The 24,531-nt window shown below is 74.6% G+C and carries 23 protein-coding genes and 1 tRNA gene; 9 read left to right on the top strand and 15 right to left on the bottom strand.

From position 1 onward, the window contains the following. Window positions 1-3 precede the first annotated feature (3 nt). The 4 genes from GYH36_RS00790 to GYH36_RS00775 form a co-directional block, all read right to left on the bottom strand. Window positions 4-79, bottom strand: a tRNA-Thr gene (locus GYH36_RS00790). A 91-nt stretch (window positions 80-170) separates the two neighbouring features. Continuing rightward, window positions 171-1,025 (bottom strand): DsbA family protein, encoded by an 855-nt coding sequence (locus tag GYH36_RS00785; protein ID WP_162288824.1) that lies wholly within the window; start codon window positions 1,023-1,025, stop codon window positions 171-173. 90 nt (window positions 1,026-1,115) lie between these two features. Further along, window positions 1,116-1,691, bottom strand: a complete 576-nt coding sequence (locus GYH36_RS00780) for a hypothetical protein (RefSeq protein ID WP_162288823.1) — start codon at window positions 1,689-1,691, stop codon at window positions 1,116-1,118. A gap of 78 nt (window positions 1,692-1,769) precedes the next feature. Beyond that, window positions 1,770-3,476 (bottom strand): protein kinase domain-containing protein, encoded by a 1,707-nt coding sequence (locus tag GYH36_RS00775; RefSeq protein WP_024841961.1) that lies wholly within the window; start codon window positions 3,474-3,476, stop codon window positions 1,770-1,772. A 191-nt stretch (window positions 3,477-3,667) separates the two neighbouring features. Here GYH36_RS00775 and GYH36_RS19170 point away from each other — a divergent pair, with 191 nt between their 5' ends. The 5 genes from GYH36_RS19170 to GYH36_RS00755 all read left to right on the top strand — a co-directional run bounded on the left by GYH36_RS19170 (window position 3,668) and on the right by GYH36_RS00755 (window position 11,020). Further along, entirely contained in the window at window positions 3,668-5,134 is a 1,467-nt protein-coding gene (locus GYH36_RS19170) for an alpha,alpha-trehalose-phosphate synthase (UDP-forming) (RefSeq protein WP_312028445.1), read from the top strand. Then, complete coding sequence (gene otsB, locus GYH36_RS19165) at window positions 5,131-5,982, top strand: trehalose-phosphatase (protein ID WP_024841959.1); 852 nt, start codon at window positions 5,131-5,133, stop codon at window positions 5,980-5,982. Before GYH36_RS19170 ends, otsB begins: the two co-directional genes overlap by 4 nt. A gap of 271 nt (window positions 5,983-6,253) precedes the next feature. After that, window positions 6,254-7,378 carry an ABC transporter ATP-binding protein gene (locus tag GYH36_RS00765; protein WP_024841958.1) on the top strand — a complete coding sequence of 375 codons (1,125 nt, stop codon included), beginning with the start codon at window positions 6,254-6,256 and terminating at the stop codon, window positions 7,376-7,378. A gap of 198 nt (window positions 7,379-7,576) precedes the next feature. Next, window positions 7,577-9,247: a discoidin domain-containing protein gene (locus tag GYH36_RS00760; RefSeq protein ID WP_162288822.1), complete on the top strand. Its 1,671-nt coding sequence runs from the start codon at window positions 7,577-7,579 to the stop codon at window positions 9,245-9,247. A gap of 528 nt (window positions 9,248-9,775) precedes the next feature. Continuing rightward, window positions 9,776-11,020 carry a DUF4032 domain-containing protein gene (locus GYH36_RS00755; RefSeq protein WP_231492906.1) on the top strand — a complete coding sequence of 415 codons (1,245 nt, stop codon included), beginning with the start codon at window positions 9,776-9,778 and terminating at the stop codon, window positions 11,018-11,020. 43 nt (window positions 11,021-11,063) lie between these two features. Here the strand turns inward: GYH36_RS00755 and GYH36_RS00750 are convergent, their stop codons facing one another. The 4 genes from GYH36_RS00750 to GYH36_RS00735 all read right to left on the bottom strand — a co-directional run bounded on the left by GYH36_RS00750 (window position 11,064) and on the right by GYH36_RS00735 (window position 15,274). Then, complete coding sequence (locus GYH36_RS00750) at window positions 11,064-11,279, bottom strand: hypothetical protein (RefSeq protein WP_024841908.1); 216 nt, start codon at window positions 11,277-11,279, stop codon at window positions 11,064-11,066. Window positions 11,280-11,357: 78 nt separating this feature from the next. Continuing rightward, on the bottom strand, window positions 11,358-12,368 hold the full coding sequence (gene rlmB, locus GYH36_RS00745; RefSeq protein ID WP_162288821.1) for a 23S rRNA (guanosine(2251)-2'-O)-methyltransferase RlmB: 1,011 nt from the start codon (window positions 12,366-12,368) through the stop codon (window positions 11,358-11,360). 126 nt (window positions 12,369-12,494) lie between these two features. After that, complete coding sequence (gene cysS, locus GYH36_RS00740) at window positions 12,495-13,925, bottom strand: cysteine--tRNA ligase (RefSeq protein WP_162288820.1); 1,431 nt, start codon at window positions 13,923-13,925, stop codon at window positions 12,495-12,497. Window positions 13,926-14,005: 80 nt separating this feature from the next. Continuing rightward, entirely contained in the window at window positions 14,006-15,274 is a 1,269-nt protein-coding gene (locus GYH36_RS00735) for an alanine racemase (RefSeq protein WP_162288819.1), read from the bottom strand. A 44-nt stretch (window positions 15,275-15,318) separates the two neighbouring features. Between GYH36_RS00735 and GYH36_RS00730 the strand changes: the two genes are divergently transcribed. After that, the gene (locus GYH36_RS00730; protein ID WP_115943182.1) at window positions 15,319-16,734 is read left to right on the top strand and encodes a D-arabinono-1,4-lactone oxidase; all 1,416 of its coding nucleotides are present in this window, start codon (window positions 15,319-15,321) and stop codon (window positions 16,732-16,734) included. Window positions 16,735-16,750: 16 nt separating this feature from the next. On the opposite strand, the gene GYH36_RS19160 is transcribed toward GYH36_RS00730, so the two are convergent. After that, entirely contained in the window at window positions 16,751-17,389 is a 639-nt protein-coding gene (locus tag GYH36_RS19160) for a TetR/AcrR family transcriptional regulator (RefSeq protein ID WP_024841913.1), read from the bottom strand. A gap of 158 nt (window positions 17,390-17,547) precedes the next feature. Here GYH36_RS19160 and GYH36_RS00720 point away from each other — a divergent pair, with 158 nt between their 5' ends. Next, window positions 17,548-18,114, top strand: coding sequence for an LpqN/LpqT family lipoprotein (locus GYH36_RS00720; RefSeq protein WP_162288818.1), 567 nt, complete (start codon window positions 17,548-17,550; stop codon window positions 18,112-18,114). Window position 18,115: 1 nt separating this feature from the next. Here GYH36_RS00720 and ispF read toward each other — a convergent pair whose 3' ends face one another. The 3 genes from ispF to GYH36_RS00705 form a co-directional block, all read right to left on the bottom strand. Continuing rightward, window positions 18,116-18,664 (bottom strand): 2-C-methyl-D-erythritol 2,4-cyclodiphosphate synthase, encoded by a 549-nt coding sequence (gene ispF, locus GYH36_RS00715; protein WP_162288817.1) that lies wholly within the window; start codon window positions 18,662-18,664, stop codon window positions 18,116-18,118. After that, window positions 18,661-19,413: a 2-C-methyl-D-erythritol 4-phosphate cytidylyltransferase gene (gene ispD / locus GYH36_RS00710; RefSeq protein WP_162288816.1), complete on the bottom strand. Its 753-nt coding sequence runs from the start codon at window positions 19,411-19,413 to the stop codon at window positions 18,661-18,663. The genes ispF and ispD overlap by 4 nt, the downstream gene beginning before the upstream one ends. Before the next feature lie 94 nt (window positions 19,414-19,507). Beyond that, window positions 19,508-19,990 (bottom strand): CarD family transcriptional regulator, encoded by a 483-nt coding sequence (locus tag GYH36_RS00705; RefSeq protein WP_024841917.1) that lies wholly within the window; start codon window positions 19,988-19,990, stop codon window positions 19,508-19,510. Between the two features lie 314 nt (window positions 19,991-20,304). On the opposite strand from GYH36_RS00705, the gene GYH36_RS00700 reads away from it, so the two are divergent. Beyond that, the gene (locus GYH36_RS00700; RefSeq protein WP_203231452.1) at window positions 20,305-20,811 is read left to right on the top strand and encodes a hypothetical protein; all 507 of its coding nucleotides are present in this window, start codon (window positions 20,305-20,307) and stop codon (window positions 20,809-20,811) included. Window positions 20,812-20,922: 111 nt separating this feature from the next. Next, entirely contained in the window at window positions 20,923-21,450 is a 528-nt protein-coding gene (locus GYH36_RS00695; protein ID WP_162288815.1) for a septum formation family protein, read from the top strand. Window positions 21,451-21,541: 91 nt separating this feature from the next. Here GYH36_RS00695 and pstB read toward each other — a convergent pair whose 3' ends face one another. Genes pstB through pstC form a run of 3 tightly spaced genes read right to left on the bottom strand, consistent with a single transcriptional unit; the run spans window position 21,542 to window position 24,344 of the window. Continuing rightward, the gene (pstB, locus tag GYH36_RS00690; protein ID WP_024841920.1) at window positions 21,542-22,321 is read right to left on the bottom strand and encodes a phosphate ABC transporter ATP-binding protein PstB; all 780 of its coding nucleotides are present in this window, start codon (window positions 22,319-22,321) and stop codon (window positions 21,542-21,544) included. A gap of 14 nt (window positions 22,322-22,335) precedes the next feature. After that, complete coding sequence (pstA, locus tag GYH36_RS00685) at window positions 22,336-23,319, bottom strand: phosphate ABC transporter permease PstA (protein ID WP_162288814.1); 984 nt, start codon at window positions 23,317-23,319, stop codon at window positions 22,336-22,338. After that, window positions 23,319-24,344 carry a phosphate ABC transporter permease subunit PstC gene (pstC, locus tag GYH36_RS00680; RefSeq protein WP_024841922.1) on the bottom strand — a complete coding sequence of 342 codons (1,026 nt, stop codon included), beginning with the start codon at window positions 24,342-24,344 and terminating at the stop codon, window positions 23,319-23,321. The genes pstA and pstC overlap by 1 nt, the downstream gene beginning before the upstream one ends. Window positions 24,345-24,531 lie beyond the last annotated feature (187 nt).

Here is a 24,531-nt window from a genome sequence, read left to right as displayed (position 1 = left end):
GCGTGGAGCCGCCTGTCGGGTTCGAACCGACGACCTTTCGCTTACAAGGCGAGTGCTCTACCAGCTGAGCTAAGGCGGCGTGCCCGGGCGGCCGGGCGAGCGAACAGACTACCTGCTCGCCCGACGGCCTGGGACGACGGGCCGCGCCGGTCCCGGCGCGGCCCGGTGGGTCAGCCCTGCGCGTCCGCGACGGCCTGGGGCAGCGCGTTCGGGTCGCCCCAGTTGCCGTCCCAGCGCACGCCGTCGATCGTGATCGTCGGCGTGCCGAAGCCGCCGGACTGCGGGTTCGCGAGCGCCTCGTCCTGCGTCACGAGGCTCGTCGCCGTCGCGACCCAGTCGCCGTACGTCTCGACGGCCGTGCCGTCCTCGATCCCGGCGGCCACGTCGGCGGGCACACCCGCCTGCTCGGCGATGTCGGCGATCTGGGCGTCGGTCAGCGTGCCGCTGCCCTCGGCCGGCTGGTTGTCGAACATGGCGGTGTTGAACGCGTTGAGCGACTCGGGCGCCTGGTCCGCGACCCACGCCGCGGCCGAGGCCGCACGGGTCGAGAACTGCTGGGACTGCGCGACGCGGTCGAGGATCGAGACCGGGTGCAGGACGACCGTGACGTCGCCCGACTCGCGGAGCTGGTCGAGCGTCTCGCCGTTCGTCTCCTCGAACTGACCGCAGATGGGGCACATGTAGTCGAGGTAGACGCCCACCTCGACGGCGCCCTCGCTCTCGGTGCCCGCGGCGCCGTCGGCACCCATGGGGATGCCGCCGTCCTCGCGCGCGGTGGACGGGTTCGCCACCTCCGACAGGTTGCCCGCCGCGACGGCGTCGATGGTCTTGTTGCGGTCGTTCATCGCCGGGATCCACACGGCGAGGAAGACGCCGACGAGGACGACGACGCCCGCGACGAGCGCTCCGATCGTGATGAGGCGGTTGCGCTTGTCGCGCTTGGCCTGGGCCTCGCGCAGCGCGAGGGCCTCGGCGCGCGCGGCCTCGCGGCGCTGGGCCTTGGTCTGGGGTTCGTTGGTGGGCATGGTGCGTCCTCCGCGGGAGTGTGCGAGAGCTGGGGGTGGGTCGGGTGCGCGCCGTCGAGGGTCGCGCGGGCCGTACGTCCGACGGCGCCGTCAGACGAGGGCGAGCCGCGGGGGTCCGCGCCGCGTGCGCACCACCGCGTCGGCGAGATGGTGCAGGGCGGCGGGGACGGCGTCGGGCACCGGCCGCGCAACCGTGCGGGTGCCCGCGACGAGCGCGCCCACCGGCCGGAGCACGCCCCGCACGACCGTGCGCAGCGCACGCGCCGCCCCGGCGACGACGGCGCGCGAGCGCTCGTGCGCGCGCCGCGCCCAGGCCGAGACGCCCCACGCGACGCCGGCGGCGACGGCGTGCGCGACGACCACCGGGAGGGCGAGCGCGCCGACGACCGTGACCATCGCGGCGGGGTCTGCCCCGAGCGCCGTGCCGGACGGGCAGGCGGGCGTGGAGCGGACGAGCGCGAGGTGGATCCCCGCGACGCCCCACGCGCCGGGCACCGTCACGCACTGGTGCACGACGGCGTACCCGCGGTCGGCGAGGTGCGTCACCACGGCGGCGACGAGCGTGAGGAGCAGGAGGGCGGGCCCGAGGAGCCGGCCGGCGCCGGGCACGACGGACGTGCGCGTCACGCCGCGCGACCACGCGCGCGGCACCGTCGTCCGGAGCACGGCGCCCATCCTACGCACGACCTCTGGGTGGGCGCTGGGAGCGTCGTGCACGCCCCGCAGCGTTCGGTCGGCGGGCCGTCAGCGCAGCGACGGCGGCCCGGGGAACGGCCACCACGCGACCTCGGGACCGCCCGCGAGGAGCACGACGCACACGACCGTGAGCACGAGCCCGACGCCCGCGAGCACGAGCGTCCCGGTGCGGCCCGGCGCGAGCCGCGCGAGCGCGGTGCGCGTGCCGTACCGCGTGAGGTACGTCAGCGGCCCGGCCCACGCGAGCACGACGGCCGCGAGCGCCGCCACGCACAGGACGACGGTCGTGACCACGGGCGAGTTCCCGCCGTCGGCACCCGCGGCGACGACCCAGCGGTCGGACTCCAGCAACCACCAGCCCGCCACGACGACGAGGACGCCCGCGCACGCCGCGACGAGGAGCGACGGCAGGGCGCCGACGAGCGCGCGCACGACGTACCAGGGCGACGCCGCGACGGCGCGCGCCGTGTCGCGCGGCGACACCCCGCGCCGCTCACGGCGAGCGTGCAGGGACTCGGTGGTGACGCCGACGACGCGCGCGAGCACGACGAGGACGGACAGCACGACGAACGCGACGCCCGGGTACATCGCCCCGAGCAGCACGAGGGGCGCGGCGAGCAGGAGCAGCGCGGTCCGGCGCGCGGGCGGCACGGGCCGCACGTAGAGGGGCTCGCCGTCGTCGCCCAGGGGCGGGGCGCCGAGCTCGTCCATGAGGTCCGGGTCGACCGGGACGGCGGTCGTGCGGCCGTCGTTGACCTGGGACTGCGACGTGGGCAGGGGCGGCGGCACGACGGCGGCCTGGCCCGTCCACCCGGCGGGCACGACGGCGGCGGGCGGCACGACCTGCGTCGGGCCCGTGGGCGGCGACACGAGCTGGGTGGGGGGCGCGGCGTCGCCCGAGTCCGCGGCGTGCCGCAGGGCGGCGACGACCTCGGTGGGGCCGAGGCGCCGCGCGGGGTCGGCGTGCAGGGCGCCGGCGAGCGCGCCGGCCGTGACCGGCCCGAGCCCCGCGAGGTCGGGCCGCCCGCTGCGCGCGCGGGCGAGCACGACGTCGGTCGGGCGGACGCCGAACGGGGCGCGCCCCGTCGCGGCGTACGCGAGGAGGGCCGCCCACCCCCACCAGTCGGTGTCGACGCTCGGCGCCGCGCCCTCGAGCAGCTCGGGCGCGAGGTAGCCGGGCGTCCCCATGACGAGGCCGGTCGACGTGACCCGGGCGTCCTCGAGACCCTGCGCGATGCCGAAGTCGATGAGCACGGGGCCGCGCGAGGAGACCATGACGTTGCTGGGCTTGAGGTCGCGGTGCACGACGCCCGCGGCGTGCACGGCCTCGAGCGCGGCGGCGAGCTGGTCGGCGAGCTCGTAGAGGTCCCACGGGTCGAGCGGCCCGCCCTCGGCGATCTCGTCCTCGAGCGTCGGGCCGTCGACGAGCTCGGTGACGATGAACGCGTCGGGTCCGTCGAGCTCGACGTCGAGGATCTGGGCCACGGCGGGGTGCCGCAGGCGCTGGAGCGCGAGGGCCTCGCGGCGCAGGCGCTCGCGCCCCTGGGCGGCCGTGTCGAGGTCGAGGTGCGCGTGGAGCAGCTTGATCGCGACGAGGTTCCCGCCGCCGTCGTGCGCGCTGTGGACGGTCCCCATGGCCCCCGAGCCGAGCCGCGCGCCGATGAGGTAGCCCCCGACCTCGCTGCCGGGAGCGGGTCCGCGCGACGTCCCGCCGGGGACGGTCCGCGCGTCGACGCGCTGCGTGGGCTCCTCCATGGTGACAAGGTAGCGGCAGCGGGCCGGGTCGGCGGCCCGACAGGGCCCGTCGGGCCCGGCGGGGCGCGGCGGCTCGGGGTGGTCGGACCGTCCGCGCGACGGCGGGGCCGACTACCCTGGGTCGCCCAGACGCGATCCATCGAAGCTCAAGGAGAAGTCCATTGGCAGGCAAAGAGGGATTCGATCTCGTCGTGGTGGCCAACCGGTTGCCCGTCGACTTCACGGTCGGTCCGGGCGGCGACGTCGAGTGGAACCGCTCGCCCGGCGGGCTGGTCACGGCCCTCGAGCCCGTCATGCAGGCGTCCGACGGCGCGTGGGTCGGCTGGTCCGGCGCGCCCGACCTCGCGAGCGAGCCGTTCGACGCGGACGACATGCGGCTCGTGCCCGTCACCCTCTCGGCCGACGAGATCGAGCGCTACTACGAGGGCTTCTCCAACGACACGCTGTGGCCGCTCTACCACGACGTCATCTCGCCGCCCACCTACCACCGCACGTGGTGGGAGGCGTACCGCCGGGTCAACCAGCGGTTCGCCGACGCCGCCGTCGCGCAGGTCGCGCAGGGCGGCGTCGTGTGGGTGCACGACTACCAGCTCCAGCTCGTGCCGCAGATGATCCGGGCGCAGCGGCCCGACGTCCGCATCGGCTTCTTCAACCACATCCCGTTCCCCCCGCTCGAGCTGTTCCAGCAGCTCCCGTGGCGCCGCCAGGTGCTCGACGGCCTCCTGGGCGCGGACCTCGTGGGCTTCCAGCGCGCGGGCGACGCCGCGAACTTCATCCGCGCCGTGCGGCGCCTGCGCGCGCACACGACGCGCGGGCCGATGATCACGGTCCCCGGCGAGGACGGGCGCGACCGCCACGTGCGCGCCGCCGCGTTCCCCATCTCGATCGACTCGCGCCGGTTCGACGAGCTCGCGCGCACGCCCGAGGTGCAGCAGCGCTCGCGCGAGATCCGCGCGGACCTGGGCGACCCGGACATCATGATGCTCGGCGTCGACCGCCTCGACTACACCAAGGGCATCCGCCACCGCATCAAGGCGTACGGCGAGCTCCTGCAGGACGGCCGCCTCGACGTCGAGCACGCGACGCTCGTGCAGGTCGCGAGCCCGAGCCGCGAGAACGTCGACGCGTACCAGGAGCTACGCGAGCACGTCGAGGGCGCCGTGGGCCGCATCAACGGCGAGTACGCGGAGATCGGGCACGCGGCCATCCACTACCTGCACCACTCCTACCCGCCCGAGGAGATGGCGGCCCTCTACCTCGCGGCGGACGTCATGCTCGTCACCGCGCTGCGCGACGGCATGAACCTCGTGGCCAAGGAGTACGTCGCCGCGCGCTCGGACGACCGCGGCGTGCTCGTGCTGTCGGAGTTCACGGGGGCCGCGGACGAGCTCTCGTCGGGCGCGCTCCTGGTGAACCCGCACGACATCGACGGGATGAAGGACATCATCGCGGCCGCCGCGCACATGGACCACCGCGAGCAGCGCAAGCGCATGCGCCGCCTGCGCCGCAAGGTCCTCAACGACGACGTCGCGAAGTGGTCGGAGTCGTTCCTCGGCGTCCTCACCGCGATGCCGTCGCGCGTGCCGCACGGCCGCGCGGACCAGGGCGCGCAGGACGCCGCGGACCGGGTGGGGGCCACCGCGGAGAGCCGCGCGTGACGCGGCCGGACGACGCGGCCGCGCTGCCCGGCGCGGTCGCCGACGCGGTGCGCGCCTTCGCGGCGCACGGGGCGGACGACCCCGACGCGCGCCTCGTCGCGCTCGACTTCGACGGCACGCTCGCCCCGCTCGTGGACGACCCGCTCGCGGCGTGCATGGCGCCCGCGGCGCGGGCGGCGGTCGACCGGCTCGCCGCGGCGCTCGCCGGGACGACGACGCGCCTCGCCCTCGTCTCGGGCCGCAACCTCGCGGACCTCGCCGAGCGCAGCGAGCCGCCCGTGGGCACGTACCTCGTGGGCAGCCACGGCGCCGAGACGGGCCACGTGACGGCCGACGGGCTCGACGCGGTCCCGCTCGAGCTCGACGCCGAGCAGGCCGACCGGCTCGCGTCGCTGCGCGCGGGCATGGCGGACGCGGTCGCGGGCCGGGAGGGGGCGTGGGTGCAGGACAAGCCGAGCGCCGCCGTCCTGCACACGCGCCTCGCGTCCGCGGCGGACACGCTCGCGGCGGTCGCGGACACCGACGCGGTGGCCGGGCGGCTCGGGCTGCACGCCATGCACGGCAAGGACGTGGTCGAGGTCGCGGTCGTCGAGACGTCGAAGGGCGAGGCGGTCGACCGGCTCCGGGACGTCGTCGGGCAGGACTGCGGGCTCCCCGACGGGCGCACGCGCGTGCTCTACGCGGGCGACGACACGACCGACGAGACGGCGTTCGCCGTGCTGGGCGCGGGCGACCTCGGGATCAAGGTCGGCGACGGCGACACGCTCGCCGCGCAGCGCGTGGCCGACGCCGACGCCCTCGCCGCCGTGCTCGACCTCCTCGCCGGCCTGATCGAGCAGCGGCGCTGACGCGACGCCCGTCCCGGCCTCCGCGGGCCGGGACGGGCGTCGCAGAACCGCTACCGGATCGTGACCCGCGCTGTGACGAAGCACTCAGGACCCGGAGTAGGATCAGGTCCACGATGACGTCGGGTCCTCCGCTCGTACCAGGGGGGTCCCGACTTCTTCTGTGTCGTCGAAGACACGCTCGTCCGCCATCGCGAACAGCTACGTCGACGTGGCACGTCACTGCACAACGGATCGTCCGGCACGTACCTGCCGGTGGAGGGATGTACCAGTCATGGCTACGGTCACCTACGACCACGCAACCCGGCTCTACCCCGGGACCGAGCGCCCCGCCGTGGACCAGCTCAACCTGCACATCGAGGACGGCGAGTTCCTCGTCCTCGTCGGCCCCTCGGGCTGTGGCAAGTCGACGTCGCTCCGCATGCTCGCGGGCCTGGAGGACGTCAACGGCGGTCACATCTACATCGGCGACCGCGACGTCACGGACGTCCAGCCGAAGGACCGCGACATCGCGATGGTGTTCCAGAACTACGCGCTCTACCCGCACATGTCCGTCGCGGACAACATGGGCTTCGCGCTGAAGATCGCCGGCACGCCGAAGGCGGAGATCCGCCAGCGCGTCGAGGAGGCCGCGAAGATCCTCGACCTCACCGAGTACCTCGACCGCAAGCCGAAGGCGCTCTCCGGTGGTCAGCGTCAGCGTGTGGCCATGGGCCGCGCGATCGTGCGCCAGCCGCAGGTGTTCCTCATGGACGAGCCGCTGTCGAACCTCGACGCCAAGCTCCGCGTCCAGACGCGCACGCAGATCGCGTCGCTCCAGCGCCGCCTCGGCGTCACCACGGTCTACGTCACGCACGACCAGACCGAGGCCCTCACCATGGGCGACCGCATCGCGGTCCTCAAGGACGGCCTGCTCCAGCAGGTCGGCACGCCGCGCGAGATGTACGACACCCCGGCCAACGTGTTCGTCGCCGGCTTCATCGGCTCGCCGGCCATGAACATCGGCACGTTCGCCGTGAACGACGGCGTCGCCGAGGTCGGCCCGGCCCGCATCGCGCTCGAGCGCGACACGGTCGCGAAGATCACCGAGGCCGACAACGGCAAGGTCACGATCGGCTTCCGCCCCGAGGCCCTCGACGTCGTGTCGCAGGCCAACGAGGCCGCGTTCCCGGTCGAGGTCAACATCGTGGAGGAGCTCGGCTCCGACGCGTTCGTCTACGGCACGCTCAAGGGTGACCTGGCCTCGCAGGCCGACGTCCACTCGGGCGCCGGCGACAACCAGGTCATCGTCCGCGTCGACCCGCGCAACGTCCCGGCCAAGGGCGAGCGCATCTACGTGACGATCCGCCCGGGTCACTCGCACGTGTTCGGCGCGGCCTCGGGCCAGCGCATCAGCTGACCCCGCTCAGCTCCGCCGCAGGGCGGGTCCTCCTCCGGGAGGGCCCGCCCTTCGTCGTTCCCGGGCTCGACCTGTCCCGCGGGCACCGGACCCTGTCCTTGACAGGGGCAACAGTGGACATCAGACTGCTTTTGCACACGAATCATCAGAAGTCGCATGCTCGTCAACCAAATCGACAACGCTGTCAATGGGAGCCTCATGCACATCACCACACCTTCGTCGCGCGCCCGGAGCCTCGGCGCGGCACTGACGGGCGGAGCGCTCGTCGCCGGCACCCTCGTCGCGGCCCCGGCCTCGGCGACGAGCCCGGCCGTCGTGACCAGCCCCTCGCCCGTCACCACCGCCGAGACGTGCGGCGCGGACGACGGGCTCCCCGACTCGCGGATCTCCATCCAGCTCTACACGCACGTCGGCGAGCTCGGCGGCTCGGGGACGCCCTCCGCGGAGACGCTCGACCGCGTGCTCGGCGAGGTCGCGAACGCCGGGTTCAGGAACGTCGAGCCGTACAACCAGCCCTACTCGATGCCCGTCGAGGAGTACCAGGCGATCCTCGACCGGTACGGCCTGGAGGTGTCGTCGAGCCACGGCAGCACCGACCGGGCGACGTGGCCCGAGACGGTCGCGTACGCCGTCGCGCTGGGTCAGGACTACGTCGGCTCCGGCGGCATGGCGGGCGGCTACGGCACGTACGAGGAGGCCGTCGCGACGGCCGCGTACGTGAACGAGCTCGGGCAGTACGCGCACGAGAACGGCGCGAACAAGATCGTGCTGCACAACCACCAGGGCGAGTTCACCACGCGGTACGTCCACCCCGAGACCGGCGAGACCGTCAGCGCCTGGGAGGTCATCGAGGAGAACACCGACCCGCGCTACGTCACGTTCGAGCTCGACGTCGGCTGGGCGGCGGACGCCGGCCTCGACGTCCCGGCCTGGATCGAGGAGCACGGCGACCGCATCGAGCTCCTCCACATCAAGGACGCGGTGAACGTCGACGCTCCCGGTGACATGCGGCAGGTCGCGCTGGGCCGGGGCGAGCTCGACCTCCCGGCGATCATCGCGGCGGCCGAGCCGTACGTGCAGTACTTCACCTACGAGTGGGACTGGGCGCCGTCGTTCGAGACGTCCGCGGAGTCCTACCGGTACCTGCGCTGCTTCAAGACCGAGGACGGCGGCGGCGACGACGGCGACGACTCGCTGGCCCTGGGCCGACCCGTCACGGCGTCGAGCGTCGACGAGCCCGGTCACGAGCCCGAGCTCGCCGTGGACGGCAACGCCGGCACGCGGTGGAGCAGCGCGTGGAGCGACCCGGAGTGGATCGCGGTGGACCTCGGCGCGAGCTACGACCTGAGCCGGGTCGTCATCGACTGGGAGACGGCGTACGGGTCCGGGTACGAGGTCCAGACCTCGCCCGACGGCGACACGTGGACCACGGTCCGCACCGTCACCGACGGCGACGGCGGCTTCGACGACCTGGAAGTCTCCGGCACCGCTCGGCACGTGCGGCTCCTGCTCACGGAGCGCGCGACGCAGTGGGGCTTCTCCCTCTACGAGCTCGAGGTCTACGGCACGCCCACGGGCGGGCTCGACCTCGACGTCCAGGCGCAGGCGCGCTGCCTGGCCGGGCAGGCGTACGTCGCGGTCCGCGCCACGAACGGCGAGGACACGCCCGTCGACGTGACCCTCACGACGCCGTACGGCACCCACGCCGTCGCGGACGTCGCCCCGGGCGCGAACGCCTACCAGTCGTTCGCCGTCCGCTCGACCACGGTCGAGAGCGGCACGGTGACCGTCACGGGCACCGCGACGGTCGACGGCGAGGACGTCACCGCGACCTTCGACGTCGACCACGACGCCCTCACCTGCGCCTGACACGACCTGACTGACGAGCCCATCCACGCGCGGGGCGGGTCCGACCCGAGGCCGGACCCGCCCCGCCGCGCGTCCGCCCGCCCCGACAGGAGACGCGAGCCGCCCCGGGAGCCGACGCCGGAGCGAGGAACGAAGCGACTCGGCCGCAGAACCGCCCGCCCCCACCAGCGCTCTGCCTGACCCCAGGTCGAGGCGCGCCGACCACGGAGCGGACGCCGGAGCGAGGAACGAGGCGACTCGGCCGCAGAACCGCCCGCCCTACCAGCGCTCTACCTGACCCCAGGTCGAGCCGCGCCGACCACGGAGCGGACGCCGGAGCGAGGGGCGGGGCGGGTCGTGGCGGGTCTGGCGGGAGCCGCGAGGGACGAGCGGCGGATGGTAGACCCGCCCCGCCCCTCGCGCAGGCGTCCGCGACCGGAAGCCCCGCCCCTCGCGCAGGCGTCCGCGACCGGAAGCCCCGCCCCTCGCGCAGGCGTCCGCGACCGCCGACGCCGACGCCGACGACCATGGACAATGGGTCCCGTGACGGTGCACAACCTGCAGATCACCGCGTCGGCCCCCGACCCGGCTCTCCTCGACCTGCCCTGGGACATCCCGCTCGAGGAGTGGCCGGCCGAGACGCTCGCCGCTCTCCCCCGCGGTATCTCCCGGCACATCGTGCGGTTCGTCCGGCTCTCCGGGCGTGTCATCGCGATCAAGGAGATCGGCGAGACGGTCGCGTACCGGGAGTACGAGCTGCTGCGGCAGCTGCGCCGGCTGGAGGTGCCGAGCGTCGTGCCGGTGGGCGTGATCACGGGTCGTCAGGACGCGAACGGGGAGCGGCTGGAGGCGGTGCTCATCACGGAGCACCTGCAGTTCTCGCTCCCGTACCGCGCGCTGTTCAGCCAGTCGCTGCGCCCGGACACGGCGACGCGCCTCATCGACGCGCTCGCGGTGCTCCTGGTGCGTCTGCACCTCGTGGGGTTCTACTGGGGCGACGTGTCGCTGTCGAACACGCTGTTCCGTCGTGACGCGGAGACGTTCGCGGCGTACCTCGTGGACGCCGAGACGGGCGACCTGCACCGCGAGCTCTCCCCGGGTCAGCGGTCGTACGACGTGGACCTGGCGCGGACGAACATCATCGGCGAACTCATGGACCTGGCGGCGGGCGAGCTGCTCGACGAGGACGTGGACGAGATGGCGATCGGTGATGCTCTCGTCGCGCGGTACGAGGAGCTGTGGGAGGCGCTGACGACGTCGGAGTCGTTCGACGCGAACGAGCGGTGGCGTGTCGCGGCGCGCATCGAGCACCTGAACAACCTCGGCTTCGACGTGGACGAGCTGGCGATCACGACGGACATCGACGGCACGACGGTGCAGATCCAGCCGAAGGTCGTGGACGCGGGGCATCACTCGCGGCGCCTGCTGCGCCTGACGGGCCTGGACGTGCAGGAGAACCAGGCGCGTCGACTGCTCAACGACCTGGACTCGTTCCGTGCGGCGGCGGAGCGGCAGAACGACGACGAGGAGTTCGTGGCGCACGACTGGTTGAGCGGCGTGTTCGAGCCGACGATCCAGGCGGTGCCGCGCGACCTGCGTCGCAAGCTCGAGCCGGCGCAGCTGTTCCACGAGATCCTGGACCACCGCTGGTTCATCTCGGAGCGTGCGGGCCGCGACGTCCCGATGCCGGAGGCGACGCAGTCGTACGTGGAGAACGTCCTGCGGCACCGCCCGGACGAGAAGGCGATCCTGGGTCTCGCGCCGGGCGAGAAGGACCCGGAGTACTACGGCTGAGGCGCGTCGCGCGGGTGCGTCGACGAGCGCGTGGGGCCGCGGTTCAGGCGACGCGTCCGTTGCACTCCGGGCACTCGTGCACGGCCGTGACGGCGTCGTCGCGGGAGACCGCGCAGCGGTGCTCGCACAGGACGCTGACGCGGTGCGGGACGGGGGTGCCGGGGATCGACCCCCAGGCGATGATGTGCTGGACCCGGGCGCGGGCGGGCGCGCCGCAGCCGGGGCAGACGACGGGGACCCACTTCTCGATGACGCTCATGCCCGGACCATGCCCTGACCCTACGCCACGGCTCGGGGCGTCACGACCGAGCCGGACCCGTCGGGGTGGCCGGCGGGGTCAGGCCTCGCGGCGCAGGCGCGCGACCTCGTAGAGCGAGATGCCGGTCGCGACGGCGGCGTTGAGGGACTCGGTGTCCGAGCCGATGGGGATGGAGGCGACGACGTCGCACGCCTCGCGCACGAGGCGGGACAGGCCCTTGCCCTCGGACCCGGCGACGACGACGAGCGGTTCGGTCGCGAGCTGGAGGTCGCCGATCGCGGTGTCGCCGCCGGCGTCGAGCCCGACGACGAAGCAGCCGGCCTTCTTCAGCTCGCCGAGCGCGCGCACGAGGTTGGTGGCCCGCGCGACGGGCACGCGCGCGGCCGCTCCGGCGGAGACCTTCCACGCGGACGCGGTGACGCCCGCGGCGCGGCGCTCGGGGACGAGCACGCCGTGCGCGCCGAACGCCCCGGCGGAGCGCAGGACGGCGCCGAGGTTGCGGGGGTCGGTCACGCCGTCGAGCGCGACGACGAGCGGGGGCCGCCCGGAGGCCTCGGCGGCGTCGAGCAGGTCGTCGACGTCGGCGTACTGGTACGGCGGCACCTTGATCGCGACGCCCTGGTGCACGGCGCCGTCGGTGAGGCGGTCGAGCTCGGGCTTGCCGACCTCGAGCAGGTCGTAGCCGCGGCCGGCGACGATGTCGACGATCTCGCGCGTGCGGTCGTCGGCCTCGAGCCGGGAGGCGAGGTAGACGACCTCGACGGGGATGCGTGCGCGCAGCGCCTCGAGCACGGAGTTGCGGCCCGCGACGACCTCCTGCGCGGCCCCGCGGCCCTTGGGTCCGCCGCCGCGCGTCGTGCTGCCGCCCCGGGTCGTGCCGGGGCGCGCGGTGCCGGGTCGCGCGGTGGCCGCGCGCTTCTCCTCGGCGACCTTGCGCTTGTGCGCGGCGTGGTAGACGCGGTCCTCGGCCTTCGGGGTCGGCCCGCGGCCCTCGAGGCCCTTGCGTCGCTGACCGCCGGAGCCGACGGTCGCGCCCTTCTTGCTGCCGGGCTTGCGGGTCGCGCCGCGTCGTCGTGAGTTGCCAGCCATGGGTGTACCCGTCGTGTCGTGGTGGTGGATCGAGTGGTTCAGGGGTGCGGCGCCCGCGCGTCGCAGGGTCCAGTGTCCCTCAGACTGCGGCCCGGGGCCGAACGTGCCTGGTGGGCACGGGGTGGGTCAGGCGAGCGTCCAGCGCGCGCCGTCGGCGGAGTCCTCGACCGCGACGCCCGCCGCGGCGAGCCGGTCCCGGATGGCGTCGGCGGTCGCGAAGTCGCGCGCGGCGCGCGCCTCGGCCCGGGCCGCGAGCTCCGCGCCGACGACGGCGTCGAGCACCGTCGCGTACCGCGAGTCGCCGCGGTCGGCCCACTGCGGGTCGCCCGGGTCGAGGCCGAGCACGTCGAGCATCGCGCGCACGGCCACGAGGTGGTGGCGCGCCACGGCGTCGGCGGCCGACGTCCGGTCGGCGAGCGCGGCGTTGCCGGCGCGCAGGTGCTCGTGCACGACGGCGAGCGCGGCCGGGACGTTGAGGTCGTCGTCCATAGCGGCGGTGAACGCCGTGGGCAGCTCGGCCTCGGCGACGTCACCCACGTCGCCCACGCGCTCGGTCGCGCGCTGGACGAACCCGGAGAGCCGCTCCCACGTGGCCTCGGCCTCGGTGACGGTCGCGGGCGTCCACTCGAGCATCGAGCGGTACTGCACGGACGCGAGCGCGTAGCGCAGCACGGCAGGGCTCGTGGTGGCGAGGACCTCGCGCACGAGGAGGCCGTTGCCGAGCGACTTGCTCATCTTGGCGCCGCCCTGCGTGACCCAGGCGCTGTGCAGCCAGTGCCGCGCGAACCCGTAGCCCGCGGCGCGCGACTGGGCCTGCTCGTTCTCGTGGTGCGGGAACCGCAGGTCGAGGCCGCCGCCGTGGATGTCGAACGTGTCGCCGAGGTAGCGCCGCGCCATGGCGGAGCACTCGAGGTGCCAGCCCGGGCGGCCGCGCCCGAACGGCGTCTCCCACGACGCGGTCTCGGGCTCGCCCGGCTTCGGGGCCTTCCACAGCGCGAAGTCACGCGGGTCGCGCTTGGCCGCGGCCTCCTCCGCGTCGGCGGGGACGTCGTCCGGCACGGGGTTGAGGTCCTCGAGCCGCTGGTTGGTGAGCGAGCCGTAGTCGGACCACGACCGCACGTCGAACCACACGTCGCCGGGGCCCGTCGTGTAGGCGTGCCCGCGCTCGACGAGCCGCTGCATGAGCTCGACCATGTCCGGCACGTGCCCGGTCGCGCGCGGCTCGTACGTGGGCGGCAGGACGCCGAGCGCGTCGTACGCGGCCGTGAAGGCGCGCTCGTACGTCGCGGCCCAGGCCCACCAGGGCTCGCCCGCGTCGGCGGACTTGGCGAGGATCTTGTCGTCGATGTCGGTGACGTTGCGGATGAGCGTCACGCGGGACCCGCCGCGGCGCAGCCAGCGCACGAGCACGTCGAACGCGACGGCGGAGCGCATGTGCCCGATGTGGGGCGCCGCCTGGACGGTCGCGCCGCACAGGTAGATGCCGACCTCGCCCGGGGTCAGGGGGACGAAGTCGCGCACGTCCCGTGTCGCGGTGTCGAACAGGCGAAGGCTCACGTCCGCAAGGGTACCGGGGACCTCCCTCCGGGGCCGAAGCGGCGCCCGTCGGGCCGCGCGCCGGGCGGCCGCGCGCCCCGTCAGCCGAAGCTCCGGCCCTCCCCGCGGTACGTCGGCACCACGTCGACGACCTCGTCGCCGCGCACGAGGTGCACGCGGTCGAACCGCTCCATGGCCTCGCCGGCCTTGCCGTGCCGGAACCAGACGCGGTCGCCCACCGCGAGGTCGGGCGCCCCCGCGGCACCGCGCGACCGGCGCAGCGGGGTCTGGACCTCCCCAGCGCCCTCGCGGCCGGTGAGCGACCACCCGGCCGTCGCGACGCGCGGCAGCCGGGTGCGCGACGCCGGGCCGGACGCGACGTACCCGCCGCCGAACGCCGTCGCCCACCCGGGGGCGGGCACGCGCACGACGTCGAGGCCGAAGAACGCGGCGGGCCGCGGGCGGAACGCGCGGTACTCGTCGAACAGCCCGGGGACGTAGAGCCCCGAGCCCGCGGTGACCTCCGTGACGACGTCGTCCGCGGACGACGTCTCGAGCGAGCCCGTGCCGCCGGAGTTGACGAGCTCCACGTCGTGCCCGACGACGTCCCGCACCGCCGCGACGACCTCGCCCCGGCGCTCGCCCAGCTCGCGCACCGACAGGCGCTTGACCGCGCGCACGGCGACGCTCGAGTCGGGCATGCCCGCGACCTGCGCCTCGTAGAACATCAGGCCGCGCAGCGCGAGCCCCGGCGTCGAGGCGACGCGCGCGGCGAGGGACGCGACGTCGCGCGCGTCGTGCAGCGGCGACCGCCGCGTGCCCAGGTGGACGGTGACGAGGCCGAGCCCGACGCGCAGCGACGCGTCCACGTCGAGGCACACGCGCACGGGCGGGGCGTCGCCCGCGCCGGCCTCCGCGAGCGCCTGGCGCACGAGCTCGAGGTGGGCGGCGTCGTCGACCATGAGGGTGACCTCGCGCCGGCCGGTCTCGTGGCGGGCGAGCGCCGCGAGGGCGCCGTGGTCGACGGACGGATAGCCCACGAGGACGTCGCGGAACCCCTCGTCGACGAGCCACAGGGCCTCGCGCACCGAGTAGGCCATGACCCCCTGGAAGCCGCGCTCGACCGCGCGCGCGACGAGCGGGCGCACGCGCACCGACTTCGACGCGACGCGCACGGGCACTCCCCCGGCGCGGGCGAGCAGCTCGTCCGCGTTGGCGTCGAACCGGTCGAGGTCGACGACCGCGAGCGGCCCGTCGAGGGCAGCCGTCGCGCGGGTCAGACGGGCGAGCAGGGACGGGGTCGTGCCCCGCTCCTGGGCCGCTCGGGCGGCCTCGTCCACGTTCGTCCCCGCTCCCGCGTCGGTCGTCATGGGGAGAACGTACGCCACGCGCGGAGCGTGAGACAGTACGACCTGTGAGCAGCGACGACGCCCTCTCCTGGACCAACTGGGCCCGCACCGCGACCGCGAACCCGCAGCGCCGCGAGTCCCCGCGCGACGAGGCGGAGCTGAGCAGCCTGGTCGCCCGCGCGGCGGCCGACGGCCTGTCCGTGCGCGCGGTCGGCGCGGGCCACTCCTTCACCGCCGCGGCCGTCACGGACGGGCTCCTGCTCGACCTGGACCGCATCGGCCTCGTCGAGCGGATCACGCGCGGCACGGGCGCGCCCGGCGGCGCCGACGCGGACGCGATCCTCGTGACGGTCGGCGCGGGCATCCGCCTGCACCGGCTCAACGCGGCGCTGGCCGCGGCGGGCCTCGCGATGCGCAACCTCGGGGACATCGACCGCCAGTCGGTCGCGGGCGCGATCTCGACCGGGACGCACGGCACGGGGGCGCGCCTCGGCGGTCTCGCCACGCAGGTGCGCGGCGTCCGCGTCGTCGGGGCGGACGGCGAGGTCCGCGAGGCGTCGGCGACGCAGGACCGCGACCTGTTCGAGGTGAGCCGCCTCGGCCTGGGCGTCACGGGGGTGCTGTCCGCGGTGACGCTCGAGGTCGTGCCCGCGTTCCTCCTGCGCGCGCAGGAGGAGCCGTGGCCGCTCGACCGCGTCCTGGAGGACCTGGGCGCGCCCGACGACCCGGACGGCCTCGTCGGCGGCAACGACCACTTCGAGTTCTACTGGTTCCCGCACACGCGCCGGGCCCTGACCAAGCGCAACAACCGGCTCGCGCCCGACGAGGAGGCCGCCGAGCTCGACCGGCTGCGGGCCACGGGTCCGAGCCCCGTCGCCCGGGCGCGCACGTGGCTCGACGAGGAGCTGCTGTCGAACGGCGCGTTCGAGCTCGTCAACCGGCTCGCGACCGCCGTCCCGCGCGTCACCCCGCGGCTCAACGCGGTCTCGGCCCGGGCGCTCGCGCCGCGCACCTACGTGGCGCCGTCGTACCAGGTGTTCGTCACGTCGCGCCGCGTGCGGTTCCGCGAGATGGAGTACGCGGTGCCGCGCGAGCGGCTCGTGGACGTCCTCGCGAGCATCGACGCGTGGCTCGGCCGCTCGGGCGAGCACGTGCCGTTCCCCGTCGAGGTGCGCTTCGCTGCGCCGGACGACGTGTGGCTGTCCACCGCGCACGGGCGCGAGACGGCGTACGTGGCGGTGCACCAGTACGCGCGACTGCCGCATGAGCGCTACTTCGACGCGGTCGAGCGGATCGTGGCGGAGGTCGGCGGGCGGCCCCACTGGGGCAAGCTCCACGGCCTCGACGCCGACCGCCTGCGCGCGCTGTACCCGCGCTTCGACGACGCCGTGGCCGTGCGCGACGCGGCCGACCCCGGGGGCGTCTTCGCCAACCCGTACACGGACCGCGTGCTCGGCCGCGCGCCGGGCGCGCGAGCCTGAGGGGCGCGGGCGCGCGTCAGTCGACCGGCTCGGGGCCGTGCTCGCGCACGGGCGACCCGTCCGGCCGGACCATGACCGACAGCACGTACTCGGCGAGCGCGTGGAAGCTGCGGATCGCCGTCTCGTCGTCCTGCTCGACGAGCCAGGCGATCTCGATGCCGTCGATGTACCCGGCGACGATGCGCGAGAGGAACCCGAGGTCCATCGAGTACGTGACGTTGCCGCGGTCCGCGACGTTCTCGAGGAAGCCGCGCGTCATCGCCCAGGTCTGCTCGAGGTGCGTGTGCGCGACCGAGCGCAGCGCCCGGCTGCGCACGCCCGCGGTCGCGAACTCGAAGGTGAGGAGCCGCATGTGGCGGCGCGGTGTGAGACCGCTCCACAGCCCGTCGGCCGCCGCGTGGGCGAGCTCGACGACGTCGCCGTCGACGTCGAGGGCCGCGCGGACGGGCTCGGACGCGACGAGCGCGAGGCTGTTGCCCATCGCCTGGAGGAGCTCGTCCTTGTCCTCGAAGCAGTAGTGCACCACGCCGAGCGAGACGCCGGCCTCCGCGGCGACGCCGCGGATCGTGACCGCCTCGACGCCCTCACGGACGGCGATGGTCATCGCGGCGTCGACGAGCTGCGCGCGGCGCTCCTCCACGGACATTCGGTTCATGTGCGATTCATCCCATGTGTCGATCTCGGGAAAGTCAAACACATCGATGCGCTCCCAGCGATCGTAGTGTCTGTGGCTAGCCCTGGCACGCGGGACGCGCGCCGACGAGAATGGCCAGCCGAGCCCCGCTCGCTCCCCTCTGCCGACGAAGGACGACCGTGCCCCGACCCCGCCCCGCTCGCATCTTCTGGACCCCCGCTCTCCTCGCGGCGACGGCCGCGCTCGCCCTCGGCGGCTGCTCGGGCGCGGACGCCGACGGCGGCGACGGCGGGCCGACCGCCTACGACGTCCCCGACGTCCCGGTCCGGCTCACGGCGCCCGCGGGCTGGGAGCGCGTGACCCGCGACGGGGCCTTCGTGCTGCGCGCGCCGGGCGGGTCGCAGGAGTTCCGGGCGAACGTCGTCGTGACGGGCGAGAAGTCCGCGCAGACGCTCGAGCGGGCGGGCGCGGAGACGACGGTGGCCGTCGGGGCGATCCCGGGCTGGATCCCCGACGTGGACGGCCAGGGCGCGACGACCCTCGGCGACCTGCCCGCGTTCCGCGTCGCGGGCACCTACGACGCGTCGGGGACGGTCGTCGCGCAGGAGATCGTCGCGGTGCGCACCGGCGACGGCGCCGACGCGTGGGTCGTGGACCTCACGGCCTCGTACGCCGTCGACGACGCCGAGGGCGCGGCCCAGGCGCGCGAGATCCTCCAGAGCGTCGAGCTCGCCCCGGCGGGCTGAGTCAGCCGGCCGGCCGCACGGCGACGACGAGCGCCGTCGCGACCGCCGCGACGCCCTCCCCGCGGCCCGTGAGGCCGAGCCCGTCCGTCGTGGTGGCCGTGACCGTCACCGGGGCCTCCGCGGCCTGCGAGAGGGCCTCCTCGGCCTCGGCGCGACGCGGCCCGAGGCGCGGGCGGTTCCCGATGACCTGGACCGCGACGTTCCCGATCTCGAACCCCGCGGCGCGCACGCGGCGCGCCGCCTCCGCGAGCAGGCTCGACCCGCTCGCGCCGGCCCACTCGGGCGCGCTCGTGCCGAAGTTCGAGCCGAGGTCGCCGAGCCCCGTCGCCGAGAAGAGCGCGTCGGCCGCGGCGTGCGCGGCGACGTCGGCGTCGGAGTGCCCCGCGAGGCCGCGCTCCCCCGGCCAGCGCAGCCCCCCGAGCCACAGCTCGCGGTCCTCGCCCTCGGGCGCGAACGCGTGCACGTCGACGCCGACGCCGGTGCGCGGCAGGGCGGGCGGGGCGCCTGCGGCCGGTCGCGGGTCGGCGGCGTCGTGGTCCGGGCTCGTCATCGTTCCTCCCCGAGGGTCAGCGCGGCGACCCGCAGGTCGTGCGCCGTCGTGATCTTCGCGGCCGCGGCGTCGCCGGGCACGACGTGGACGGGCAGGCCCAGCGCCTCGACGAGGCCGGCGTCGTCCGTCGCGGCGAGGGCCTCGTCGCCGGCCCGGTGCGCGGCCGCCTCGTGCGCCCGCTCGAGCGTCGCGCGGTCGAACCCCTGCGGCGTCTGGACGGCCCGGAGCGCCGCGCGGTCGACGGTCTCGGCGACGGGCTCCGCCCGGGTCGGGTCGTCGGGACGCGCAGCCGTCACGCGCTTCACCGTGTCGGCCACCGGGAGGCCCGGCACGACAGCGCCGTGCCCCGACCGCACCGCGTCGACCACGCGCCGGACGAGGCGTGGGGGCGCGAGCGGGCGCGCCGCGTCGTGGACGAGCACGACGTCGACCGGCCCGTCCGCGTCGGACGTGCTCGCGTCGAGGCCCGCGCGCAGTCCGGCGGCGACGGACGCCTGGCGCGTCCCCGCGCCCGCCACCACGCGGACGGGACGGTCGACGGCCGGGTCGTCGCCCAGGAGCGACGCGACGTGGTCCTCGAGCCCCGCCGGGGCCGTGACGACGAGCGCGTCGACCGCGCCGGACGCGCACAGGCGCCGGGCGGCGTGCACGACGAGCGGCAGGCCGTCGAGCTCGACGAGGGCCTTGGGCAGATCCATCCCGAGGCGGGTCCCGGAGCCGGCGGCGGTGAGGACGGCGAGAGTCGGCACGGGCACACGCTACCGGGCACGACGACGGGGAGGGCGCCGTCCGTGCGGACGGCGCCCTCCCCGGTGTCCGTGTCGCGGGCCGGAGCCCGGGACGTCAGGAGGCCAGCACCTCGTCGAGGATCGCCTCGGCCTTCTCCTCCTCGGTGTGCTCCGCCAGCGCGAGCTCCGAGACGAGGATCTGGCGGGCCTTCGAGAGCATGCGCTTCTCGCCGGCCGACAGCCCGCGGTCCGCGTCGCGGCGGGAGAGGTCGCGCACGACCTCCGCCACCTTGATCACGTCGCCCGACGCGAGCTTCTCGAGGTTCGCCTTGTACCGGCGCGACCAGTTGGTCGGCTCCTCGGTGTAGGGTGCACGCAGCACCTCGAACACGCGGTCGAGGCCCTCCTGGCCGACGACGTCACGCACGCCGACGAGGTCGACGTTCTCGGCTGGGACTTCGATGGTCAGGTCGCCCTGCGCGACCTTGAGCTTGAGGTAGATCTTGTCCTCTCCGCGGATGGTGCGCGTCTTGATCTCCTCGATCAGTGCGGCTCCGTGGTGCGGGTAGACAACGGTCTCGCCTACTGTGAACGTCATCTGCAGATGTCCCCTTTCGCGGTGGTCCACCTTACCACGTGGAAGGGCGGAATTCCGAGCCCCTGAGCCCCTTGACAAGCCGTGCTACGACGCGTCGTCGCAGGTCAGAGCGCTGGCAGCGGGGCTCACGAACCTCGCCGGAGGGGCCCGAGGGCCCGGGCGCGGACCCGGTCGCGGCGCGGCCGGCCCGTTCCTCGCGCGTGACGCGCCTCACGCGACCGCCCCGGGGAGCGGGTTCCGGCCGCCCGACCTCGCGCGACGCACTAGGCTGGGCGCGGAAACCGAGTCCCCCCTTCGCAGCCCAGGAGTGCCCCGTGACCCGCATCCCGACCCCTCGAGCAGCGACCCGCGCCGCGTCCCGAGCGACCGGCCGCGCGCGCTACTGGGCCGTCCCCCTCGTGGTCGCGAGCGTGGCCGTCGCCTCCGCGTGCTCCCCGATCGAGACGACGCGCCCCTACTCGCCGTCGGACGGCGTGCGCGTCGACCTCACGGACGACCTGCGGGGGCTCAACCTCCTCGTCGTGAGCGCCGCCGAGGGCGACGCGGGCGCGCTGATCGGGGCGTTCGCCAACGACTCGACCGAGGACGTCGAGTTCGACGTCCTCCCGGAGGGCGGCGCGGCCGTGACGATCCCGGTCGCCGCCGGCGAGACCGTCTACCTCGGCGCCGAGGACGGGTTCGACGCGCAGATCGGCCGCGTGGACGCGGCTCCGGGGGCCACGCTCCCCGTCACCGTGAGCGTCACGTCGGGCGAGGAGCAGGACCTCTCCCTGCCCGTCCTCGACGGCACCCTCGAGGAGTACGCGCACCTGCTGCCGTGAGCCGCGCGGACCGGGGCGGAATGAGGTTCCGCCCTGTCACCGGGCGGCGCTAGCCTTCGCGAGCCCGTCCCCGCCATCCCGGCGAGGACCACGTTCCCGAAGGACACCCAGGTGACACCCACCCGTTCCACCCGCCGGCCGCTCGTCCTCGTCGTGAGCGCCGTCGCCCTCGCCCTCACCACGTCGGGCTGCGGCGCCGTCCTCGACGAGATCAGCGGTCCTGCCGAGGCCCAGCGCGACGAGCCCGGCGGCGAGGTCACGGCGGCGTCCGACGCCGACGTCTTCTCGATCCAGGTCGGCGACTGCATCGTCACCGCGAAGCTCACCGACGGGGAGAACGTCGAGTCCGTGCCCGTCGTCCCGTGCTCCGAGCCCCACGACGCCGAGGTCTACGCGGAGACCGAGCTCCCCGAGGGCGACTTCCCCGGTGACGAGGCCCTCGCGGCGAGCGCCGACGAGTTCTGCCTCGGGGAGTTCGAGTCGTTCGTCGGCGTCTCCTACGACGAGTCGGCCTACTACTACTGGCCCTTCACGCCGCTCGAGAAGGGCTGGAACACGATGGACGACCGCGTGATCCAGTGCGTCATCGACACCGACGGCACCGACGTCACGGGCACCCTCGAAGGTTCCGCGTCCTGACGCGTCGCCTCCGCGCACGACGGCGCCCCTCCCGCCCGGGAGGGGCGCCGTCGTCGTCTCGTCCTGACGTGCCTGCGGCGCAGGCGCGCACTCAGCCGAAGCGCCCCGAGATGTAGTCCTCGGTGGCCTGCTGCGACGGCGAGGAGAACATCGTCGCGGTGTCGTCCATCTCGATCAGGCGCCCCGGCCTGCCGGTGCCCGCGATGTTGAAGAACGCGGTCCGGTCGCTCACGCGCGCGGCCTGCTGCATGTTGTGCGTGACGATGACGATCGTGTACTCGTCCTTGAGCTCGGCGACGAGGTCCTCGATCGCGAGGGTCGAGATCGGGTCGAGCGCCGAGCACGGCTCGTCCATGAGGAGCACCTGCGGCTTGACCGCGATGGCGCGCGCGATGCACAGGCGCTGCTGCTGCCCGCCGGAGAGGCCCGAGCCCGGGCGGTCGAGGCGGTCCTTTACCTCGTTCCACAGGTTCGCGCCGCGCAGCGACGACTCGACGAGGTCCTCGGCGTCGGACCTCGAGATGCGCTTGTTGTTGAGCCGGACCCCCGCAAGCACGTTCTCCCGGATGGACATCGTGGGGAACGGGTTCGGCCGCTGGAACACCATGCCGACCTGGCGGCGGACGGCGACCGGGTCGACGTCGTCGCCGTAGAGGTCGACGCCCTCCATCTCGACGGTCCCCTCGACCCGCGCGCCGGGGATGACCTCGTGCATGCGGTTGAGCGTCCGCAGGAACGTCGACTTGCCGCAGCCGGACGGGCCGATGAAGGCCGTCACGGACCGCGGTTCGATCGTCATGCCGACGTCCTGCACCGCGAGGAAGTCGCCGTAGTAGATGTTGAGGTCCTTGACGTCGATGCGCTGTGCCATCGGGCTGTCCTTCTCTAGCGGAGGGTCTTGGGGGCGAACCAGCGGGTGACGAGCCGCCCGACGAGGTTGAGCAGCATGACGAGGAGGATCAGCGTCAGCGCGGCCGCCCAGGCCCGGTCGTAGTTGATGTCGGGGAGGCACACGGCGTCCGTGACGCTGCTGCAGGGGACGAGGCCCTGGCTGTACTGCCGGTACACGTACACCGGGAGCGTCATCATGCGGCCCTCGAAGAGGTTCCCGTTGATCGAGTCGACGACGCCGACCGTGATGAGCAGCGGCGCCGTCTCGCCGATGACGCGCGCGACGGCGAGCATGACGCCCGTCATGATGCCGGCGACCGACGTGCGCAGCACGACGCGCACGACCGTGAGCCACTTCGGGACGCCGAGCGCGTACGCGGCCTCGCGCAGCTCGTTGGGCACGAGCCGGAGCATCTCCTCGCACGAGCGCACGACGACCGGGATCATGAGCACGGACAGCGCGACGGAGCCGACGACGCCCATGCGCACCCCCGGGCCGAGGATCACGGCGAAGAGCGCGTACGCGAAGAGGCCCGCGACGATCGACGGGATGCCGGTCATGACGTCGACGAAGAACGTCACCGCGCGCGCCAGCGGCCCGCGCCCGTACTCGACGAGGTAGATCGCGGCGAGGAGGCCGATCGGCACGGAGATGACCGCGGCGCCCAGCGTGATGAGGAGCGTGCCGAGGATCGCGTGGTAGATGCCGCCCGCGTCCATGCCGCCGAACACGCCGCGCATGGAGTGCGTGAGGAAGTACAGGTCGAACCGCTCCGCGCCGTGCACGACGACGGTCCACGCGACGGACGCGAGCGGCACCATCGCGAGGGTGAACGCGCCCCACATGAGGACCGTCATCGCGCGGTCGGTGCGGCGTCGGCGCCCGTCCGCGCCGCGCAGGAGCGCGCGCACGGCCGTGGTGCGCGCGGGGTCCTGCGCCGCGTCGCCGCGTGCGGGGCTGGTGCTGAGGGCGCTCATCAGTTGGCTCCCGAGAAGTCCTTGCGCCGCGCGACGATCGCGCGGGCGCCCATGTTGACGAGCAGGGTGATGAGGAACAGCGCGAGGCCCGTCGCGATGAGCGCGCTCACCCCGAGCGGGTTGGCCTCGGGGAAGTCGGCCGCGATGTTCGCGGCGATCGTCTGCTGCTGCCCCGCCTGGAGGATCGCGAACGAGTAGAGGAGCCCGGGCGAGAGGATCATGAGCACGGCCATCGTCTCGCCGAGCGCGCGCCCGAGGCCGAGCATCGCGGCCGAGACGACGCCCGAGCGCCCGAACGGGAGGACCGCGGTGCGGATCATCTCCCAGCGCGTCGCGCCGAGGGCGAGCGCCGCCTCCTCGTGGAGCTTCGGCGTCTGGAGGAACACCTCGCGGCTCACGGCCGTGATGATCGGCAGGATCATCACGGCGAGCACGAGCGCGACGGTGAGCAGGACGCGACCGGTCGGCGACGCCGGACCGGCGAACAGCGGGAACCACCCGAGGGTGTCGGCGAGCCAGGACCACACCGGCACGACGACCGGCGGGAGGACGAGCGAGCCCCACAGGCCGTACACGACGCTGGGGATCGCCGCGAGCAGGTCGACGACGTACCCGAGGGTCGACGCGAGCCGGCGGGGCGCGTAGTGGGAGATGAACAGCGCGATGCCCATCGCGACCGGCGTCGCCAGGACGAGCGAGAGGGCCGCGGCGAGCAGCGTGCCGAAGACGAGCGGGCCGACGAAGGACACGAGCGACGCGCCCTCGGGGAACCACGCGACCTCCTCGCCCAGCACGTCCCCGCCCGCGGTGAGCGCGGGCCACGCGCGCAGGACGAGGAAGATCGCGACCGCGGCGAGCACGCCGAGGATGAGGCCCCCGGCACCGGTCGCCGTCCAGCGGAACACGCGGTTGAGGCCGCGGTCGGTCGTCCGTGCCCGACGGCGCGGCGCGGCCGCGCGGGGCGCGTCGCCGCGCTCCCGGCCCGGGGCCGGGCCCGGCGTGGTCGGTGAGTCTGTCGTGGTCACTCGTGCTCCTGGTGGCGGTGCTGCGGTCCGACGGCGTGCCTCGCGGGTCGGGGGGGGGGGGGGCCCGCCGCCCCCCCCCCCCCCCCGGGGGGGGGGGGGGGGGGCCCCGGGGGGGCCGGGGGGGGGGGGGGGGGGGGGGGGCGGGGGGGGGGGGGCCCCCGCCCGGGCCGGGGGGCGGGCCCCGGGG

Source organism: Cellulosimicrobium composti (genome assembly GCF_010287905.1).
GTDB classification, from domain to species: domain Bacteria; phylum Actinomycetota; class Actinomycetes; order Actinomycetales; family Cellulomonadaceae; genus Cellulosimicrobium; species Cellulosimicrobium composti.
The sequence above is the reverse complement of the archived record's forward strand: the minus strand, read 5'-3'. Positions and strand labels throughout refer to the sequence as shown.